The sequence below is a fragment of the Streptomyces sp. NBC_00704 genome (genome assembly GCF_036226605.1).
Lineage (GTDB): Bacteria > Actinomycetota > Actinomycetes > Streptomycetales > Streptomycetaceae > Streptomyces.
Genome location: NZ_CP109000.1, coordinates 4,432,707 through 4,445,250 on the forward strand (window position 1 = coordinate 4,432,707; position 12,544 = coordinate 4,445,250).

A 12,544-nucleotide genomic window follows, 5' to 3' on the forward strand; every position below is an offset into this window, starting at 1 on the left:
GACTGCCTCACGGGGACGGGCGGTTCCACGACGGACGTGAACGGCCGGGGCGGAACTTCCGTAGGAAAGGGGAGGGAATGCGAGAGACGGACAACAGGGAGAACCCGGAAGCCGGAGGTGCCCGACCCGTGGCGATCGCCGAAGAGGCCCCGCCCGAGGAGATTGGGCGGGAGGAGAAGGTCGGGTGGGCTGAGAAGGCCGGGCGGGCCGAGAAGGCCGGGCGGGAGGAGACGGGCGTGCCGGACGAGGCGGTCGGGGCGTCCGCTCGCGGGGCGGCGCAGCCCACCACCCCGCAGCTCAGCTCCCCGCGGCCCAGCACCCCGCAGCCCAGCTCGCCGCGGCTCAGCTCCCCGCTCGTGCTGACCATGCTGCTGCTCCTCATGGTGCTGTTGCAGAGCCCGGTCCGCCGGGCCCTGTCCGCGCCGGTGATGCAGAGCTGGATGACGGTGTTCGTGGCCGTCGTGGTCCAGGCGCTGCCGTTCCTGGTGCTCGGGGTGCTGCTGTCGGCGGCCATCGCCGTCTACGTGCCGCCCAGCTTCTTCGCCCGCGCACTGCCCTCGCGCCCGGCGCTCGCCGTGCCGGTCGCCGGACTCGCGGGCGCGGTGCTCCCCGGCTGCGAGTGCGCGTCGGTGCCGGTGGCCGGCGCGCTGGTCCGCCGGGGCGTCACCCCCGCCGCGGCCCTCGCGTTCCTGCTCTCCGCGCCGGCGATCAACCCGATCGTGCTGACGGCGACGGCCGTGGCCTTCCCCCGCGACCCCGAGATGGTGGTGGCCCGGTTCGCCGCCAGTCTGCTCGCGGCCTGCGCGATGGGCTGGCTGTGGCAGCGGCTCGGCCGCACGGACTGGCTGCGCCTGCCCACCCACGCACCGCACGAGGGGGAGACCAGGGGCGCCGCCTTCTGGGACTCCGTCCGGCACGACGTGATGCACGCGGGCGGATTCCTCGTCGTGGGCGCGATGGCGGCGGCGACACTGAAGTCCGTCGCCCCCGCGAGCTGGCTGCGCACGGCGGCCGACAACCCGGCGGTGGCCGTCCTGACCCTGGCCCTCCTCGCGGTGATCCTCTCCATCTGCTCGGAGGCGGACGCGTTCGTCGCCGCGTCCCTGACCCAGTTCTCCCTCACGGCACGGCTCGCCTTCCTGGTGGTCGGCCCGATGATCGACCTCAAGCTGTTCGCGATGCAGGCGGGCACGTTCGGCCGGGGCTTCGCGCTGCGCTTCGCCCCGGCGACCTTCGCGCTGGCCATCGCGTCGGCGCTGCTCACGGGGTGGGTGCTGCTGTGAACCGACAGTCCCAGTCGGCCGTCCTCTTCCTCCTCGGCGCGGCCCTGCTGCACGCCGGCGCCACCGACCTGTACCTGCGCTACGTCAAGGCGGGCCTGCGACCCCTGCTGCTGGCGGCCGGCGCGGTCCTCATCGTGACGGCGCTGGCGACGGCGTGGTACGAACGGCGCCGGACCAAGCACCACACCCACCGGCCCACCGCGCAACCCCACGGCGAGTCCGCAGCCGGGCCCACCACGCAACCCCACGACGGATCGGCCGCCGTGCCCGCACCACAGCCCCACGGCGAGTCCGCAGCCGGGCCCACCACGCAACCCCACGACGGATCGGCCGCCGGTCCCGCACCGCAGCCCCACGACGCGTCGGCCCCCGCACCGGCGGCGCACTCGCACCGCGAGCCACGGGTCGCCTGGCTGCTGATCCTGCCCCTCCTGGCGTTGATCCTGGTCGCCCCGCCCGCCCTCGGCTCCTACAGCGCGACCCGCACCGGGACGGCCCTTCAGGAGCCCTTCGCCTATCCGTCCCTCCCCGCGACGGACCCCCTCCCGCTCGGCGTCGTCGACTACGCGGGCCGGGCCGTCTACGACCACGGCCGCACCCTCGCGGGCCGCCAGGTCCGGCTGACCGGGTTCGTCGCCCTGGACCACGACGGCACCCCCTACCTGGTCCGCATGGCCCTCAACTGCTGTGCCGCGGACGCCCAGCCGGTCAAGATCGGCCTGACCGGCCGCATCCCGCCGGTCCTCCAGCCCGACGCCTGGCTGACCGTCACCGGCGTCTACACCCCGCGCATCGCCCGCGACCCGGTCAACGACGGCCCCATCCCCTTCCTGAAGGTGACCCGCGCCGAGCCGGCGCCGACGCCCGCGGACCCCTACGACGAGTCCTGGAACAACTGAGGGTTCCGGGTGGATCACGATCGGTGCCGAAGGGCGCACGCGGCCCGCGATCAGCTCGGTTAAGCCTTCCTCAACCCCTGGTGGCGGGGCGGTGAGCGCCTCATGATGGGGCCATGACGGCGGCCTCGCGTGCCATGACACGACTGGCGATCTGGCCGGACCTCGCGGAGGGCCGGCCCAGTTGCGGCACCGGCCGGGCCTTGCGCTCGGGCCTTGTCGAGATCGTGCACTTCCACTCCGACCGCAGTGTCGACCTGCATCTCACCGCCACGGCGATCCGCCGGTTCGAGAAGGACCTCAGACACTCCACGGCCATCCGGCTGCTGCCCGGCTCGTCGTGGGTCACCGTCCATCTGGAGTGCGAGACGGACATCGACCTCCTCATGACGCTGGTCAGCGCCGCGCTACAGGCCCACCAGAGGCACCCCGGCGCCGACGACGCGCCCTTCCCGCGATGCAACGACCACCGCGAGGCGACGCTCACCCGCCAGACCGCAGGCGGTTTCTGAACCCCACGGAGCCTCCAACACGCCATTGCCGATCGGTGATTGACGGCTGGTGCGGGTGCCGGACGACTGTCGGAGGGTGGCTGGTGACGGATGGTTGCGGGCGGACGGTCGGCGACGGATCCGCCACCGGCCGATGGCTGTCGGCGGACGTCTGGTTACCTGACGGCCCGTCAGTTATGGTCGCCCGCACCGGACCAGAGCACGCGCCGAGGCAGAAGGAGTGAGCGCCATGGCGGCCGACCCGGACCGTTCGACGCGGCCCCCGCACAGCCCGCAGCCGCCGGGAACCCCGCGCTGGGCGGCGATGTTCTACGACTCCCGCTCGTCGTCCTGGCGCTGCGCCGCCGAATCCCCCGACCGCACGCCCGTGCTGTACGCGATCGGCGAGATGACGCAGGTCGTGCGAGCCAGGGGCGACGAGGCGACCGTCGCCCTGTGGGGACCCGACGGCGGTGCGTGGCAGCGCTTCGACCTCACCGGGGCGAACACCGCCGGCACCCCCGACACCGCCGGCACCCCCGACACCACCGGCATCGTCGGCACCGCCGCCCCGGAGCCCGCGGCCGCGCCCATGGCAGAGGGCCCCGCGGGGCCGGGCCACGCCAGGCATGCGGAACGCCTGGAGGACCGTCGGCACCAGGTGCTCATGGCGGGTCTGGGCAAGGCGGGCCTCCACGACCTCGCCGCGGAGGACGGGACGGCCGTACGGACCCTGGTCGACCGCGTCGACGAGACCACGCTGCGCCGGGTCGCGCACTGGATGGCCCGGGCGGGCGGGCGGCCGGTTGACTGACCTGCCCGAGGGGCAGGCAGACCGTATGAGAGTCTCCGTGGACCCCGAGATGTGTTACGCCTCCGGGGAGTGCGCGCTGCGCGTGCCCTCCGTCTTCACCGCGGTGGACGGTCTCGGCGCCGTCATACCGGGACGCGAGGAGACGGCGGCCGACGAGCCGCAGGTGCGGGACATGGCCGAACGCTGCCCGTCACAGGCCATCCGCATCCAGTAGGACGGCGCTGGGGGCGCTGGGGGCGCTGGGACCGCCGGGGGCAGCGGAAGACCCGGTCGCTGGCGACGGGGGATGCACCAGCGACCGGGCTATGGCCAAGGCTAACAAGGCTGCTGGTCCGGCGGGAGTCGACTTCTCACCTGCTCTGTCGTTGTGATCGGGATCACGCTGCGCGTTCGGATGGGCGGTCACCCGGAGCACCGGCGGGCAGGACGACGTGAGAGGTGCCGGCGGCCCGCACGCCCCGCCGGAACGGCCGTCCACGGACGCCCAGCAGGAACCAGCAGTGATCCGGCAGGATCCAGCAGTAAATCGGCAGGATCTAGCAGCAATAAGGCGGCATGGGGCAGCCGCGAGGCCGGCCGGGGGCGGGCGGGGAGCCGCCCGCCGGGCTCGTGGAGGCTCGTGGAGACTCGCGGCGGGCATACGGCTGCCGTCCGGCGGGCGTCCAGCGCGCAACGGACACCGCCGACGGGGGGCGTTCAGGCCGGACGGCCTGGGAGATCCGGCAGGCGGCGGGGCCGGCCCGCGCGCCGTGGCCCTCGCGTCGCACGAGGACAGCCGTGGGCGCAGCTGTACGGACCGGCTCGTCCGGCGACGGGACCGGCGTCCGGCCTGGCTCGCCCTGCGGCGGAACGGACGTGCGGGCTAGCTCGCCCTGCGGCGGGCCGTGCTCGCGTTCGAGCCGGACACGTCCGCGTCCTCGGCTGCGAAGGAGGCCGCGTACGTCTCGTCATCCCCGAAGTCCGGTGCTTGGAACGGATTCGTCACCGGACGCGGCGAGGCCGCGGAGGAGTGCGAGAGGGCCCCCTCCGGGGCGGAGAACAGCGAGGTCAGGTCTATGAGAGGTCTCCCATTCGGTACAGGCCCGCAAAGGGGCCTGGCGTGCCGTGACCGGGCACAGCGGTACTACAGCTTGCTCATTTTGGCGTACGGACTCAAGATCCGCTCCTGCGCCGACCCGAAATCCACGAGCGCCGCGATGCCGTCCTCGATGCCGATCACGCGGCCGAGGCCGTACATGTCGTGCGTGACCTGGTCTCCCACGGCGAACTGCTTGGGCGGTGGGGCGACCGGAGCCTTGAAGGGGCTGGTAGGCAAGTAGCGCTTCTGTGCAGCTGGCTTTGTCATTGTCTCCAGTATGGCCCGAGGTCGTCGGTTCGAGGCAGCCGTCCGCGTGCGCTCTTCGTCGCAGACCCGGCCGGCGCCCGCCCCCGCACAGCCGACGATCACCGACCGTACGCCACTGACCTGGGATTTCGGCACCGGGGGAGTGCCGGACGCCCCGACTGTTTGACGCCTTGTTTACTTCGACTGATTTTCTGCATCCCGCACACTTGCGGCGCGCGGACCGGCCGTCCGGCCCGCGCGGACCGGATTTGTCGTCGCGGACCCGACCGCTCCCTCGCGCCGGGCGGCCCTCTCCTGACACGCTCGGACGCGTGACGTACGTAGTGACCGTGGACACCTGCATCCCGGAAGGTCTTCCGGAGATGGATCCGCTTCAGCGTGCCGGCGCCGTGGCGCTCATCGAGGACGGCTTCGCATCCGTCCGCGCCGTCGAGGGGCCCGGCGACGTGAAGGTCGAACTCCTGGACACCATCGTGTCCGTCCACCCCGGCGGTGCCCTGCTGAAGGTCGTCGTGGACGCTCCGGCCCTGGAGGCCGCCGAGGACTCGGTCCAGGTGCTCGTGGACGAGCTGCTGGAGCACACCGAGCTGCTGGCCGACTGGACGATCGAACGGTGCGAGGTCGAGCTGCACGAGGACCGGGCCCAGGCCAGCCTCGACGCGGCCGAGGGCCCCGACGCCCCACCCGACGACCCCGCCGCCCGTAAGGCCCGCCACACGGCCGCCCCGCCTCCCGAGGAGCCCGGTGACGCCCCCGGCGCGGGCCGCGGCGACGGCGCGGACGCGACGGCCGTACGCACCCGGATCCTCGCCCTCGCCGACGAGCTCCGCTCCTTCCCCCTGACGAAGTTCACCGCCCGCCCGGCCGCGCAACCGGCACAGGCCACCGAACCCGCTGAACCCACCGAACCCACCGAACCGGCTGAACCGGCTGAACCGGCTGAACCCACAGGCGGCGCGGGTGACGACGACGACCGCAGGAGCGCCGGGAGCGCCGGGAGCGCCGGGAGCGGCGGGACGGCCGGGAGCGCACGGCTCGCCGCCGGCGCCCTGGTCTACGCGACCGACCTCCTGGTGGAGGAGCTGTTCGAGGACGTCCAGGTCCTGGCCCAGGAGGACGCCACCGTCGCGGAGTGCGAAGGTCCCCTGTGGCAGCTGGAACGCCTCCCCGACCGCTACGCCCTCCAGTACGACGCCCGCTTCGCCCGCCGCTTCCTGGTCACGGTGATCGCCCTGACCACCCGCTTCACCGACGGAAGCTTCCGGCGTCTGAACTGCGTCGCCGAGGAGATCGCCCTGAGGTTCCTCCTGAACCAGGCGACCACGACCCTGGAACTGCACGGACTCCTGGACGACGAGGTCTCCGCCGCGCTGGACGCGTTCACGGACAACGTCTACGAGTCCCAGGATTCCCAGGAGTCCCATGAGCCCCACGAGTCCCATGAGCCCCATCAGTCCCATGAGTCCTACGGGGGCCCGGCGTTCCGGGCGTGGTTCACCCCGTTCGAGGACGGCAGATACGTTCCGCCCCGGACAACGGCCGATCCGGAGGAAGCCCGCTGACACGGTGAGGTGAGCCGCGGGGGCCCCGCCCGCCCGCCGGGACCGGTCGTCGACCCTCAGCGGGGCGGGGACGTGGTCCCGCGGACGACGAGCCGGGGCGGCACGACGTCCTCGGCCGCGGCCGGAGCGGCGACGCCCTCCACCCGGGCGACCGCCCGCCCCACGGCGAGGTGGGCGAGGCGCGCGGCGTCCTGCCCGACGGTCGTCAGGCCGATGTGGGCCAGACGGGCCAGCCGGCTGTCGTCGAAACCGACGACCGAGACGTCCCCGGGAACGGTCACGCCGGCGCGCAGGAAGACGTCGAGGACCCCGCTCGCACAGCGGTCGTTGAAGGCGAGGACGGCGGTGGGGCGTGGCCCGACGGCGATCAGGGCGCGGGCGGCGGCGGCGCCCGCCTCCTCGCTCGGCCCGCCGGGGAGCACGCGGACGTGCGCGCCCAGGCCGTGCCGGTTCATGGCGGTGCGGTAGCCGCGTCGCCGGTCGGCGGCGCCGGGCGCGCGACCGCCGTCGATGTGGACGACGTCGCGGTGGCCGAGGGCCACGAGATGCTCCACCGCCTGCCGGGCCCCCTCGTCGTCGGCGGTCCGCACGACCTCGGGACCGCCGTCCGCCCGCCGCAACCGCCGGGCCACGGAGACGACCGGAAGCTGTCCGGCGAGATCCGCCAGGCGGGCGACGGGAGCCTGGGGGCCGAGCAGGATCAGCGCCTCGCAGCGGTCGGCGAGGAGCGTCTCGACGGCGCGTTGCTCGCTGCGCGTCGCGGTCACCGCGCTCAGCGCGATCTGGTAGCCGGCCGCGTCGGCGGCGGCGTAGACGCCTTCCACCAGGTCGGCGTGGAAGGGCTGCTGAAGACCGAACTGCACGCCGAGCAGCCGTGACCGCCGGCTGCGCAGCAACCGCGCCCGCGCGTCGGGCCGGTACCCGATCTCCCGCGCGGCCTGGAAGACCCGCTCGCGCGTGGCGGCGCCGGCGCCCTTGGCGTCGCGCATCACGATGGACACCAGAGCCGTGGACACACCGGCCCGCGCGGCGACGTCCGCGAGCGTGGGCCGCTTCCGATCCGGAACCCCGGGAACGAGCGACACCGGCCCCTCCTGCCCACTTCCCACTCACCACCACGACCGACCCACCATAGAACGTTCCAGCCAGCCGGAGATGCGGGAGATGCGGGAGATGCGGGAGATGAACGACAGAGAAAGCCTTGACAGGCCGGAACGCCGGCTGGCGTACTGCACCTCAAGAGCGGCGGGGTCGCCCGATGACTAGAACGTTCTAGGCCTCACGCGATCGCTCAGCGATACCGGCGAGCCCCGTCAGGGGTGCGGCAAGGCCCATGGAGACGGAACGAGAATGGGAAAGGGGTGCCGGGATGTACGGACTGGCGGTCTGCGCCGAGATGGTCTTCCTGGATCTGCCGATGGACGAACGGGCCCGGCGCGTCCATGACGCCGGGTTCCAGGTGGAGATCTGGGACTGGACCCGGCACGACCTGGACGCCCTGGCCCGCACTCCGGCCGAGTTCTCGTCCATGACCGGATACATCAGGGGCAGCCTGACCGACGAGGAGGGCGCGGCCGAACTCCTGCGCACGGCCGAGGAATCCGTCCGGGCGGCGGACCGGCTCGGCTGCCCCCGGCTGAACCTGCACGGCACCGGACTGGACGGCCGGGGCCTGCCCGTGACGCCGGTGACCGGGGAGGCCACCGGTGCGATGTGGCTCGCCGCCCACCGCACGCTCACCCGGATCGCGGAGCTGGGCGAGAGCGCCGGCGTCGTGTTCACGCTGGAGAACCTCAACACGGCCGTCGACCACCCCGGAGTCCCGTTCGCGACCGCCGCCGACACCCTCGCCCTGGTCCGTGCGGTGGACCGGCCGGGCCTGCGGATGAACCTGGACCTCTACCACGCCCAGATCGGCGAAGGGAACCTGATCGAACTCGTCCGCCGGGCACACGCGGCGGACCTGATCGGCGAGATCCAGGTGGCCGACGTCCCGGGCCGCCGCGAACCGGGAACGGGCGAGATCAACTACCCCGCCGTGGCCCGCGTGCTGAAGGAGATCGGCTACGAGGGCACGGTCGCGATGGAAGCCTGGGCCTCCGAGAACACCGAGTCCGCCCTGAACCGCTTCCGCGAGGCCTTCACGCCCTGACCAGTCGACACCGGCCCGCCGTGTCGACGGAACACCGGACACCGCGCCGGACGCCGTCAGACGCTGTCAGACGCCGACGGGCCGGGCGGAGCCGCGGAAGACCTGCTCGGCGTGCCACGAGACATGGGCGGAGGCAACGGGCCGGACACCGGGCTGCGGACCGATGAGGGGACGGCCGGAGAGCGCGGTCACCTGCGCACGTGCGGCGGTGCTCCGACCGACGAACTGCTGTGCCACGAGGACGCGGTAGCCGTCGCCTATACCGAGGACGCCCCTGTCGAAGAGCTTGTGGTGCAGGGAACAAAGACACAGTCCGTTGTCGACGTCGTCCGGCCCGCCGTACGCCCACCAGCGCACATGAGCGGCCTCCAGGCCGACGGACACCGCGCCGATCATGCCGTCGTAGCCGCAGAAGGCACATTGGTGCTCATAGGCGGCCAACACCGCCTCCCGCATCCGGGAGTCCCGAAGCCGCCGCGCCGACCTCACCGCGCCCGCCATCCCGGGTGCCGTATCCGCCGTCGCCGTCGGGTCCAGCGCAAGGCCGACGTCCTCGCACAGATCCGGGTGGAGCGAGGGCGGAAAGTGCAGGTCCAGCAGCACACGTGCCATCCGTCCGAGCAACGAGGGCTCCCGCCGCAGCGCCGCCCGCAACTCGGGGGCCAACCGCCCGGCGGCGCCACTGCTCCGCAGCGCGCCGACCCCGGAACCGGGGCTGCCATGCCCCTGGTCGGTGCGCACCTCCCACACCCCGTCGCCGACCAGGTGATGGAAGGGATACGAGGGTGACGTCGCCCGCGCCGGCCCGTACTCGCGCAACAGCCGCCGGAGATCCCCCTCGACCGCGCTGTACCGCAACTCGCCCTCGGCGTCCGCCTGATACCGCCCCAGCGCATACAGCAACAGCAGAGGCTTGTGCGGCGCCCGCACACCGTCCCGCCGCCACTGCCTCAACCCGGCAGCCCGCTCCACCCAGTCCACACGCCCAGTGTGACCCAGCCCGCGACCGACATGTCGGCCGCGGGCTTGTTACCCGGGCGCGTGACTGGTCCCCAGCCTGCCGTCGCGGACCGGATGCGACATGAGCGCGACTGCTCAACGGGTTCTCGCCGGGTACTCACAGAGGTACCGCGACAGCAGCGTGAGGAAAGCGACGGGTCCCTGATCAGAGGCGTTCGGGTAGGTCTATCGATCCGTGGCGGTTCGACCGCGACGTGTCATCACCAGGTGTCGCCATCGTTCGCGGGTCTGTCGTTCTCCGTCGGTCCACCGTGCCCCTGCGGTGTGCTCGGGAAGCGGAAGGCCGGCCATGAAGTGGGCGATGTCGACGTAATAGGCGTAGTCACCGCTCCGAGTGAGTTCGCGCAGCGAGGCGATCGCCGTGGCGACGTCGTCCTGGACGCCGAGGACGGCGTGGTGGAAGCACAGGGCCAGTTGCAGTTTCGCGGCGGCGTAGGCAATGCCGGAGACCTCGATCTCGGCGAGCAGGACAGCGGCTCGGTCAGGCAGGTCAGCGGCGAACCCGGCGTCGCGTACGAGCACCGCGATGCGTGCGGTCATCTCGCTGGAGCGCAGACTGAGGGGCGACAACAGCCGTTCCGCGAGGTCGAGTTCGTCGTCAGCTCGAAGCGGATCGGAGAAGGCGACGGCGAAAGCGAGATGCGCCTGCACCATCGCGGTCTCGCCGACGACACCCTGCTCCTCGGCTTCCCTCCGGCCTGCCAGGTAGGCGGCGACCGCCCGCTCCATGTCGCCCTGCACCCACCACACGTCTCCCAGCACGCGATGGTGCCGCCCCTCCCAGCCCAGCCTCCCCGCGGCTTCGACCGCGGCCGGGAAGTCTCCGCTCAGCCGGCTCAGGTGTGCCAGGCCGCGACGAGCGGCGGAAGCGAGCCGGCCCTCGGCGGCGGCGACGCGCTGCATCCCGCGACGTGACGCGTCGGTCAGCCCGAGGTCCCGCTGGGCCTTCGCCAGGTAGTACGTGGCCAGTTCGACGAGGTCCTCGGGGAGCAGCGCCGACGTGAGGACGGCCGAGAGCCGGCTGACCGTGCGTTCACGATGCTCGTGCTGGCGCCGGGCGATGGCGCTCAGCGTCTCCACCAGGGCGTCCGCCGCGGTCTGCATGCCGGCGGACGACGCGGCGTCGGCTGCGGGGAGCGCCAGTGGCTCCCAGACGGAGTCCCCTACGTACTGGAATGCCGCATCGGCGAGCCAGCCGAGATCGAGACGGAAGTCCCGTGCGAGGAGCAGCCCTTGCTGAAGGCAGGCGACCAGGACGGTGCGATCGTGGCGAAGGTCCTGGCGCCACTGTGATTCCAGGGCGTGGAAGGCCTGTTGGGCCGTGCGCCGCCAGTCCTGCTCCGACCAGCGGTCGTCACTGCTGTCGTCCGCGTTGCGAATCGCGGAGCGGATCAGGTCGTGGACATGGAAGGGCCACACACCGGACGAGGAATCCCGGATGAAGGGGCGCTCGATCAGCCGTAGGGCGGGGGCGTCGTGGTTCATGCCGGCGGCCTGGGTGGCCAGGGGGACGGAGAACGCGCTGAGCAGGCTGACCGAGCGCAGGACATGGCGCTCGTCGGGGGTCAGGTCGCTGAGGGTACGTGCGATGAGGGCGGGGAAGTCGTGATCGAAGTCGGTGACCTGAGGTTGCCTGCCGCCGCGCCGGAGTTCCAGGTAGCGCATGACCGACAGGTCAAGGTACAGAGGCAGACCGTGGGAGCGCTCGGCGATGATCCGGCGAACCGGCTCGTCGATCAGCGGCTGTCCGTCGCGCCTCAGCCTGCGGACCAGGTAGTCCTCGCAGTCTTCGGGAGAGAAGTCGCCGATCAGAACTTGACGGCTCGGTGCAGCCCGCCCCACATGCGCGGTGTCGGCTGCGAGACCGGGCCAAGCCTGCGGCCCGGTCCAGTCGAGCTGCCCCTCCAAGCTCGTCTCCGCCCACTGGAGGCGGTTGCGTCCGGTGACGACGAAGAACGCGTTGGGCATCAACCACACGACACGTTGGAGCAGACGCTCGAAGTCGCGGTGCGTGCGGTCGCCGGTGTCCTCGAAGGTGTCCAGCAGGATGACGGGCAGTGCGCTCTTGCCGGCCGGCAGCTGGGCCAGGTCCCAGGCGAGGAGGTGCGGGTAGAAGCTGAGGGCTTCGAGGTCGGGATCGACCTCCAGGATGTCGGCCAGACGGGAACAGCCGGCGAGGGCGCGTACAGACTGGCGCCGTTCGCGTAACGCCTTGACGAGCGCGCCGGCCCCGTGCCCGAGCGCACCGCCGACCGTGCCGGGCAGGAGCAGGGCCTGGGCGACGTCGCCGAGGGCGGACTGCATCTGCTGGGGCAGGGCGGCAGCCGCGCTGAAGCGGCTCAGCAGCCCGCCACGGCGCAGGTGGTCCTCGATCGGTTCACCCGGATGGTTGTGCTCCCAGTAGCGGCGCAGGGCCAGGTCGAAGGCGGGCATCGGCCTGCCGAGCGCGGCGACGGCAAGCCGGATGGTGAGGATGACGCCTTCGAAGTCCATGCCCGCGGCGCGCGCGAGGTCGATCCGGACCGGCAGCGTCCGCTCCTCGGCGTGGGGCGGCGATTCCCATTGCGCAGGCCGGTGCTCGCTGTGCGCCAGTGACGCCTCGACCTTGCGGGACAGCGTGGACTTGCCGATCCCGCCCACGCCGTGGAACACGAGGACGTTACGGCGCGGAGCCTCCAGGTCCTCCACGTCGAAGTCCGCACGCGTCACGTGCCGTACGTGTTCGCCGAGGCCGGCCGTCACCGCCTGCCACTGTGCCTGCCGGTTCGTGAACGCCTCGCTTGCGGCGATGCTCCGGTCGTTCGAGCTGAACAAAGTTCGAAGGTCCCGCCCCGCCACAACTCCCCCTGACGATCAACCCGAGCCAAGCCAGGCTCCGTTGACGACAGCATGGCACGCCCGCATTCAGGCACGTCCGCAGGCCGCATCCGGCACGCGGCAGTTCAGCCGACGACCTCTGTCAGGGGACGGTGACATGGGTT

11 protein-coding genes are annotated in these 12,544 nt (G+C 72.3%); 7 read left to right on the forward strand and 4 right to left on the reverse strand.

The window, feature by feature from the left end:
• Positions 1-128: 128 nt before the first annotated feature.
• From OG802_RS19420 to OG802_RS19440, 5 genes are all read left to right on the forward strand, one after another.
• Complete coding sequence (locus tag OG802_RS19420; protein WP_329412183.1) at positions 129-1,283, forward strand: permease; 1,155 nt, start codon at positions 129-131, stop codon at positions 1,281-1,283.
• Positions 1,280-2,182: a TIGR03943 family putative permease subunit gene (locus tag OG802_RS19425; protein WP_329412184.1), complete on the forward strand. Its 903-nt coding sequence runs from the start codon at positions 1,280-1,282 to the stop codon at positions 2,180-2,182. Before OG802_RS19420 ends, OG802_RS19425 begins: the two co-directional genes overlap by 4 nt.
• A gap of 113 nt (positions 2,183-2,295) precedes the next feature.
• Positions 2,296-2,691: a luciferase domain-containing protein gene (locus tag OG802_RS19430; RefSeq protein WP_329412186.1), complete on the forward strand. Its 396-nt coding sequence runs from the start codon at positions 2,296-2,298 to the stop codon at positions 2,689-2,691.
• A 229-nt stretch (positions 2,692-2,920) separates the two neighbouring features.
• Positions 2,921-3,484, forward strand: a complete 564-nt coding sequence (locus OG802_RS19435; RefSeq protein ID WP_329412188.1) for a hypothetical protein — start codon at positions 2,921-2,923, stop codon at positions 3,482-3,484.
• A 25-nt stretch (positions 3,485-3,509) separates the two neighbouring features.
• Positions 3,510-3,698, forward strand: coding sequence for a ferredoxin (locus tag OG802_RS19440; protein ID WP_329412190.1), 189 nt, complete (start codon positions 3,510-3,512; stop codon positions 3,696-3,698).
• 909 nt (positions 3,699-4,607) lie between these two features.
• Here the strand turns inward: OG802_RS19440 and OG802_RS19445 are convergent.
• Positions 4,608-4,829, reverse strand: a complete 222-nt coding sequence (locus OG802_RS19445) for a hypothetical protein (RefSeq protein ID WP_190149351.1) — start codon at positions 4,827-4,829, stop codon at positions 4,608-4,610.
• A 311-nt stretch (positions 4,830-5,140) separates the two neighbouring features.
• On the opposite strand from OG802_RS19445, the gene OG802_RS19450 reads away from it, so the two are divergent.
• Positions 5,141-6,391 (forward strand): hypothetical protein, encoded by a 1,251-nt coding sequence (locus OG802_RS19450; RefSeq protein WP_329412193.1) that lies wholly within the window; start codon positions 5,141-5,143, stop codon positions 6,389-6,391.
• 56 nt (positions 6,392-6,447) lie between these two features.
• Here the strand turns inward: OG802_RS19450 and OG802_RS19455 are convergent, their stop codons facing one another.
• Positions 6,448-7,476 (reverse strand): LacI family DNA-binding transcriptional regulator, encoded by a 1,029-nt coding sequence (locus OG802_RS19455; protein WP_329412195.1) that lies wholly within the window; start codon positions 7,474-7,476, stop codon positions 6,448-6,450.
• A gap of 284 nt (positions 7,477-7,760) precedes the next feature.
• Between OG802_RS19455 and OG802_RS19460 the strand changes: the two genes are divergently transcribed.
• The gene (locus OG802_RS19460; RefSeq protein ID WP_329412198.1) at positions 7,761-8,543 is read left to right on the forward strand and encodes a TIM barrel protein; all 783 of its coding nucleotides are present in this window, start codon (positions 7,761-7,763) and stop codon (positions 8,541-8,543) included.
• Between the two features lie 66 nt (positions 8,544-8,609).
• Here OG802_RS19460 and OG802_RS19465 read toward each other — a convergent pair whose 3' ends face one another.
• Positions 8,610-9,524, reverse strand: a complete 915-nt coding sequence (locus OG802_RS19465) for a phosphorothioated DNA-binding restriction endonuclease (RefSeq protein WP_329412200.1) — start codon at positions 9,522-9,524, stop codon at positions 8,610-8,612.
• 204 nt (positions 9,525-9,728) lie between these two features.
• A complete protein-coding gene (locus tag OG802_RS19470; protein ID WP_329412202.1) occupies positions 9,729-12,401 on the reverse strand; it encodes an ATP/GTP-binding protein in 2,673 nt (890 codons plus the stop codon).
• Between the last annotated feature and the right edge of the window lie 143 nt (positions 12,402-12,544).